The following is a 7,185-nucleotide window of genomic DNA, read 5'->3' on the forward strand; positions in this document are numbered from 1 at the left end:
AAGAGCATTTTGAGAATGCGGAAATGTAATAGGTTGATCTGGCGTGCGCAGACCAGTTGGAACAGGTGGCCTGAGCCAGCCGCTGGCATGGCCTTCCGCGCCTCGGGGGCAGCGCAGGTCTATGGCCTGCATCACTTCCCTCATGCTGGGTCTATCTCAGTTTTACATCTGAACACATATTCATACATAATGACGGTATGCGTGTGCCTCCTGATGACCAGTCTGCCGCACCCCTCGACGTCCTCGTGATTGGTGGGGGCCAGGCGGGCCTCGCGGCCGGCTACCACCTCCAGCGCGCCGGGCGGACTTTCTGCATCCTCGATGCCAACGCCCGCACCGGCGACAGCTGGCGCGCGCGCTACGACTCCCTCGTGCTGTTCACCCCGGCCAAACGCAGCGCCCTGCCGGGGTTGCCCTTCCCCGGCGACCCTGAGCACTACCCCACCAAGGACGAGGTGGCCGACTACCTGCACGCTTACGTCCAGGCGTTTGAGCTTCCAGTCGCGCACGCGTCCCCCGTCCTGCACCTCCAGGCCACACCCACCGGATTCACCGCTGACACGCCGCAGGGCCACTGGACGGCCCGCGCGGTCGTGGTGGCCACTGGCCCCTTCCAGACGCCGCACACGCCTGCCTTCGCCCGCACCCTCGCACCCGACGTGGTCCAGTTGCACAGCAGCGCGTACCGGCGGCCCACCGACCTGCCCCCCGGCCGCGTGGTGGTGGTGGGTTCCGGCAACTCCGGCGCCCAAATTGCCCAGGAACTCAGCCGCACCCACACGGTCACGGTCGCGCAGGGCCGCCCTCAGCCCGCCCTGCCCCAGCGCCTGCTCGGGCGCGACATCTTTGATGGGCTCAGCGCCCTGGGCCTGCTGGAGGTCAAGGCCGCTTCACCCCTCGGCCGCGTCTTGCAGCGCCGGGACCCTGTGATTGGCACGAACCTCAGGTACCTAAGCCGGACCAGGCAGCTCCGGCTCGCGCCGCGGATCGTGGGCACGGCCGGCCGGGCGCTCATCACCGAGGACGGAGGGCACCTGGAAACCGAGAGCGTACTCTGGGCCACCGGCTTCCGCCCGAACTACCGCTGGCTGGCGGTGGACGTGCTCAATGACCAGGGCCAGCCCATGCACGACGGCGGTGTCACCCGCGTTCCAGGCGTCTTCTTCCTGGGCCTTCCCTGGCAACGCACGCGGAATTCCGCTCTGCTGGGCGGGGTTGGGCAGGACGCCCAGCGGCTGATTGACCGCCACCTCCTGTAACTGCCAGAGCCGCACAGAATGCCTTTTCACGGGTTGTTGCGCGCGATCATGAATGCGACTCGTGCTACGGTACCGGTACCTCTCACCCTTATGGCCCACCCCCCGCCACGCGCGCCACACACCCACCCCGCCCACTTCCTGGCCGGCCTGACCCTGGCCAGCGGCTGGGACGTGCTGACGCCCCTGGGCACCGCGGCGCCCGTTCATGAAGGGCAGCATTCGGTCGGCTACTTCGTGCGGCACCGCGACGGGCGCGAAGGGTTCCTGAAAGCCATTGACCTGTCTGACGTCTACCAGGCCCCCAACGTCATGCTCGAGCTGCAACTCGTGTCCGCGCAGTTCAATTTCGAAGTCAAACTGCTCGACATTTGCCGGGACCTGCGCATGCACCGCGTCGTGCGGGCGATGGATCACGGCGAGGAGCGGCTGCCTGGCAGCATCGTCCCGGTGCCCTACATCGTGTTTGACCGCGCGGCCGGGGACATCCGCGACCACTTGGCCATGACGACCATCGATTCGGTCTGGCTGCTGCACTGCGTTCACCACGTCACGGTGGGGCTGCAGCAGTTGCACGGGGCCCGGTACGCCCACAATGACCTGAAACCCGCCAACGTCCTGGTGTTTCCCGGGGACGGCTGGAAGATTGGCGACCTGGGCCGGGCCGTGGACGCCCGCGGCACCTCCCCCCACCACGAGCATCTGTTCTCCGGCACCATGGAGTACGCCCCGCCCGAAGTGCTGTATTTCGCGCCGTCCACCGAAGTCTGGCGGGAGCGCAAATGGGCTGACCTCTACATGCTGGGCGGGCTGGTCACCTTCCTGTTTACCCATCAGCACTTCAATACGTATTTGTACGCTGAGCTGGACGAGCCCCTTCAGCCCATCATCTTCTGCGGGGAGTGGGAAGGCAGCTTTGCGGATCTGGTGCCGCACCTGCTGAGCGCCTTTGGCCGGGCGATGCAGGCGGTCGAGCGTGATCTGCTGGCCCGGGTCGGGCCGGAGCTGACTCCCGACCTGGCCCGCTGTATCCGGGAACTCTGCTTTCCAGAGCCTGCCCGGCGCGGGCACCCGAGCAACGTCGGCACCCTTGACCCCACGGGCGTGCAGCGGTACGTGAGTCTGTTTGACCGGCTGCGGCAGCGGGCCCTGCTGGCCCAGCGGCGTGCGCGGTGACCCAGTTGCCGCGGCAGGAAGACCGGCGCGTCCTTCCGCGCTGGCGGGAGACCGCCACCGCCGTCCAGCTGGGCGAAGCCAACAGCCTGAACGCTGCGCCGCCCAAGGAAGCGCAGCGTGTCCGGGCGCAGGCCAGCGTCCGCCTGTTGGAGTTACAGACGGCATTTGCCCTACACCCTTCCGTGGGGCGGGCCGCTGAACTCACCGGCGCGGCCACCCTCCTGCGCCAGGTTGAGGGCGCGCAGGCCGCCGCCGCCTTTTTGCTGCGCCACCCTCACGACACCACAGCGCGGGTCTTGCAGGCCGCCCGGCACATCCTGGGCCAGCCGTTGGCCGGGTTGCGTTCCCTCCCCACAGCCAACCTGGATGAACTGGCCCCAGACGACATGCACAGTGAAGTGCGCCGGCTGCGCGCGAACCTGAACGCGTTTGGCCGCGACCCACTGGCCCACGTGGACCTGGCCCGCATGTACGCCGCCCTGGGCGCGACCCGCAAGGCCGAGCGGCACCTGCGGGTCGCCGTGGGCCTGGCGCCGCACCACCGGCTGGTGCTCCGGGCGGCCGTGCGGTTTTACGTGCACGTTCAGGCGCCAGACGAAGCGGTTGATCTGCTCCGGCGTCAACCTCGTACCCCCCACGACCCCTGGCTGATGGCCGCCGAGATCAGCGCTGCCATGGTGGCGGGCCTGGTGCCCCGAAGCATCAAACGGGCGCGCGAAGTGCTGGACCGCCGGGAATTTCGGCCCCACCACATCAGTGAGCTGGCCGCGGCCCTCGGCACCCTGGAACTCCAGGACGCCAAACCCAAAACCGTGCGGCGGCGGCTCCAACAAGCGCTGGAGCAACCCACCGAGAACGCCCTGGCGCAGGTGCAGTGGGCGGCCCCTCAAGTGCGTCTGAACCTGGATGAGCGCCAGTGGCCCGACGTGCCGCGCAACTTTGAGGCGGCCGGATGGGCCAGCTATGAAGCCCAGCAGTTTCAGGCGGCGCGCGCCGCTTACCTCGCATGGTTCCAGGATGAACCGTTTTCCGCAGAACCCGCGATCCTGGCGGGGTATCTCTCGCACCTGCTTGATCCCACCCCCAGCCGGGCCATTGACCTCACGCGCATGGCGCTGGCCGCCTCCCCGGACGAGGACCTGCTGCTGAACAACATGGCCTTCTACCTCGCTGAAGCCGGGCAGCTCGACCTGGCCCAGCAGTACCTCGCGCGGACCCAGCCGCTGCCCCCTGACACGGAACTGGGCCTCACGCTCAGCGCCACCCAGGGCCTGATCGCATTTCGCCGTGGCAACGAAGAACTGGGGCGCGCGCGCTATGAACAGGCCATCGCGGCGGCGCGCGCCCGGTCGCTGTGGGAATACGAAACGCTCGCCACGCTGTACTACAGCCGGGAACTGGCCCGCATTCAGGATCCATCTGCCCCGGAACGGCTGATGCGGGCGCGCCTCATGGCAGAAAAGATTGCGGAGCCTGGGCTGGTGCTGACCGCTCAGCGCGCCATGGCCGACGTGCTGGCCTTCAGTGAGGCGTAAACGCGGGGGTGGCCTGAGGCCACCCCCGCGCAAGGTTCGCTGATCAGGACGCTTTGAGCCGCAGGGCCGCCACCTGGGCGTCAAACTCCGCTTCTGTGATCACCCGCACCAGTCCGGTGTCATCGCGGCGGATCATGGTGTAGTAGCGGGAGTTGTTCTCCAGGCGGCCCAGCTGGACATTAAAGGCCTGAACCACCGTCGCACCGTCGGGACGCTTCTCGATTTTGACGGGCACGGTGCCCACCAGATAAAACTTGGTCATCTACTCACCGCCTCCCTCTGCACTGACGCTGGCCCAGACCTGCTGGTACATCAGTGTACTCGCATCAATGAGTGTATCCAAGACAATCCGCTCAATGGCGGACAGTTCTGCCTTGCGTTCGAGGACCCGCCGCATTTCGTACAGGCGGTGCTCATAGGCGTCCAGCTCATCAAATGCCGCGTGACAGAACTTAATTTCCGCCGCGTGCCCCTGCACAGAGACCACAAACTGCAGGTCGCGGTAGCCACTGGCCTGAGGCTTGAGGAACCGGTCTTGAAAGGCCAGCACGTCAAAGCCCTCATGCACGCGCGCCGCCGCCGCGTATAGGGGGGCGAGTTGCCCAAACACGTATTTGCCCCCCAGGATGTCGAGTGGCACCAGACCGAACAGGTTACCTTTCTCTTCCGTGCGGGCCCAGCTTTTGATGCCGTTCGGCCGGGGGGTGGCCCGCGCGCCAGAGAGGGTGCCGAAGAGCGTGAGTTGAGAGAGGAATTCGTTGCTCAGGTCCTGCGCCTGGGCATAGGCTTCTTGCAGATTCTCGGTGGGTTGTCGAATCTCGGCTGGCCGTCTGGGAAAGCGTACACGAAGCGCGTGCGTGACGTTGAGCAGCTCGGCCGACAGCCCATGTGATGAGGCATTGGGGGAAAGGTCATCTGCCGTCATGGAAGGTGGTCCAGTCTACTCAAGAAGTTCTCCCCGCCTACGCTTGATCGCCAGGCAGGTGGCAGGCGCCGGCTGAGCACCGGAGGTCACGTCCGTGGCGCAGGGCAATGTATCGGAAAACCACTGCCCCTTTTTGCAGGAAGGAGGCATCGGCCGACCTGGCGTCTGTCTGGGACCGACGCAAAACAGGCTGCGAATGGCCCTGAAGGCCGTTGCTGAAACCTGGTCCTGCACGGTGTGCCTTCAACTTCTGCCGCGCGTCCGTCTCGCCCCCCGTACAGTAGGTGTTATGGAGACTCCAGGCATCTGGGCGCGGATGCGCGCCTTTACCCGTGGCGAGCGCGACGCGCAGACCCTCTACGCCTACCGGCAGGCGGGTGCGGCGGTGCATCCCCTGCTGGACGCGGCGGAACGCCGCCGCTTCGACCTGCTGGTGGGCGGCGTCAGTCCCTTTGCCCTCAAGCGCCATGTGGGGCTGGAACTGGCCTGCGCCTGGAACGCTTTCGCCCTGCAAACCCTGGGGGACAAGATGCTGGCGGCCGATGAAACGGCCGATCCAGGCACCGTGGGCTTCGTGCCGCCCGTAACATTTGATCAGGTGGAGGCCTATTACCAGCAGGTGCAGCGCTGGCTGGGTCACGCCAGCCAGGCGACCCATGATCCCGACTTTGACCTGCCCCAGGGCACCCTGCCCGCTGCCCTGCCGGCCTGGTCGCCCGTGGAGCCCTGTCCCCGGCCCCACCTGGAGGCCATGATGGCGGCGCTGGAGGCCATGCGCCTGCATGCCGAAGCGGCGATGCACGGCCTGGAGGAGGCCACGCCCCCCAGCGATCAGGCCAGACTCGCCAAGCTTCGAGGTCAGTTTGCCGAAGCCATGTCCAAAGCCCAGTACGCCGCGGGCATGTACCGGCCGAACGCCTCCGCCGAACTGCATGAGCAGATTGAAACCCAGGCCAAAGCCGCCATTGAAGCCCTGTACCGGGCCGGCCAACTGATCAGCTACCCGGCCCTGATGAATGAGCGCCCGCCGGGCACAGGCGCGCCCAAGCGCCCACGGGGAGGTGGGCCCTTCCTGCGCACGCCGCTGCCCGGCGAGAAGGGGTTTGACCCCTGGGCCATGACCGATCCAGCGTCCACCGCGTCCCTGAAACGCAACCCGGATGCAGCGCGCGTGATTGCCGAGATGTGGGCCCTGGACCCCGATCCAGCCGCAAGTGTGGCCCTGTGGGATGACATCCGGCGCGCCGTGGAGACGGGTGGCGCCGCCATCGCCCAGACCAGCAGTGGCACGCCCGTCGGCTTTTACTTCTGCACACCCTACTGCGCCATTTACGAGGCCAAGCGGCCACTGCGGCTGGGCGACACGTCGGTGGCGCCGGGGGAGCGCTTCACCCTCGAATGTGCGGCGGAAGGCGTGCGGGTTGGCTACCCCTTCAAACGGGAAATTGTGACTGGCACGTTTCAAAGCGCGGCCATTGATTACTGCGACCCGGATCAACCGCCCCCCCACGAGTAAACCGGCGCTCTGAAGGTCACCTGAGGACGACAACCCGGCGCAGGCCAGGGGCGGGGGCAAGGACGTTCACCAGTTCCGCCGCCGCCCATCCACCCTGCACGGCTCATCAGGATTCGGGTACACCCGTGATGGAAGAACGGGTGTACCCCACCGAAGACAGAAGGAAAAACGGGGACGGAGCGGCGTGAAGGCACCGAAACTTCGGTGCCGGAACGGATGATCCGGAATCCGGCTCAGGTCTCTGCCCCGATTGGCTCCACAAATCCCTTGTACGCAGCAAGGAACACCATGGCAACAACCGTCATGGCCACGAGGGCATACCGGAGTTCCGATTGAGGCAGGCCTCCCGCGCCTTCCCAGAACAGGCTCACCAGTTTGCCGCCGGATGTCCCCGCCGCAATGACGCCCAGCAGGGCGGCCATCAGCCATTGGAACTGCTGTCTCTTGAAATTTCGACGTTCTTTGAATTTTTCAAGATTCAGAGTCGTATTGAATGCGATGGCCGCTCTTGTTGCTTCGATGTTGTGCGCCTTCTGTACCTCAGTGAACCAATCATTGAGCTCACCGAAGTGAAAAGGACGTCGACTGGCGTAGTCATATAACGTCTGGCGCTTCCGGTTGGTGATCAGCTCCTCAACAGTGTGGGCGTGCTCAGTACCCGACACTTTCTGGGGAGTGCGTGTGGAACGGCGTCAAGAGGTCAATCAAGTCGCCCAGGCGGGCTGACTCCCGGCCGAGCGACCGTACCAGTTCCCGCAAACCCATCTTCACCACGCT

7 protein-coding genes are annotated in these 7,185 nt (G+C 66.0%); 4 read left to right on the forward strand and 3 right to left on the reverse strand.

Features of this window, described 5'->3' with window-relative positions; all coding sequences use genetic code 11:
* The first annotated feature begins 197 nt into the window (after positions 1-197).
* From C8263_RS16555 to C8263_RS16565, 3 genes are all read left to right on the forward strand, one after another.
* On the forward strand, positions 198-1,259 hold the full coding sequence (locus tag C8263_RS16555) for a flavin-containing monooxygenase (RefSeq protein WP_107139239.1): 1,062 nt from the start codon (positions 198-200) through the stop codon (positions 1,257-1,259).
* A gap of 90 nt (positions 1,260-1,349) precedes the next feature.
* Positions 1,350-2,432, forward strand: coding sequence for a protein kinase domain-containing protein (locus C8263_RS16560; RefSeq protein ID WP_146160737.1), 1,083 nt, complete (start codon positions 1,350-1,352; stop codon positions 2,430-2,432).
* Positions 2,429-3,967, forward strand: a complete 1,539-nt coding sequence (locus C8263_RS16565) for a tetratricopeptide repeat protein (protein WP_107139241.1) — start codon at positions 2,429-2,431, stop codon at positions 3,965-3,967. Before C8263_RS16560 ends, C8263_RS16565 begins: the two co-directional genes overlap by 4 nt.
* Positions 3,968-4,010: 43 nt before the next feature.
* On the opposite strand, the gene C8263_RS16570 is transcribed toward C8263_RS16565, so the two are convergent.
* Together C8263_RS16570 and C8263_RS16575 are read right to left on the reverse strand one after the other, a co-directional pair.
* Positions 4,011-4,229: a hypothetical protein gene (locus C8263_RS16570; RefSeq protein ID WP_107139242.1), complete on the reverse strand. Its 219-nt coding sequence runs from the start codon at positions 4,227-4,229 to the stop codon at positions 4,011-4,013.
* Entirely contained in the window at positions 4,230-4,892 is a 663-nt protein-coding gene (locus C8263_RS16575; RefSeq protein ID WP_107139243.1) for a hypothetical protein, read from the reverse strand.
* A gap of 289 nt (positions 4,893-5,181) precedes the next feature.
* Between C8263_RS16575 and C8263_RS16580 the strand changes: the two genes are divergently transcribed.
* The gene (locus C8263_RS16580; RefSeq protein WP_107139244.1) at positions 5,182-6,408 is read left to right on the forward strand and encodes a hypothetical protein; all 1,227 of its coding nucleotides are present in this window, start codon (positions 5,182-5,184) and stop codon (positions 6,406-6,408) included.
* 233 nt (positions 6,409-6,641) lie between these two features.
* On the opposite strand, the gene C8263_RS16585 is transcribed toward C8263_RS16580, so the two are convergent.
* Positions 6,642-7,073, reverse strand: coding sequence for a hypothetical protein (locus tag C8263_RS16585; RefSeq protein ID WP_107139245.1), 432 nt, complete (start codon positions 7,071-7,073; stop codon positions 6,642-6,644).
* Positions 7,074-7,185: the final 112 nt, after the last annotated feature.

It is taken from the genome of Deinococcus arcticus, from assembly GCF_003028415.1.
Classification (GTDB): domain Bacteria; phylum Deinococcota; class Deinococci; order Deinococcales; family Deinococcaceae; genus Deinococcus; species Deinococcus arcticus.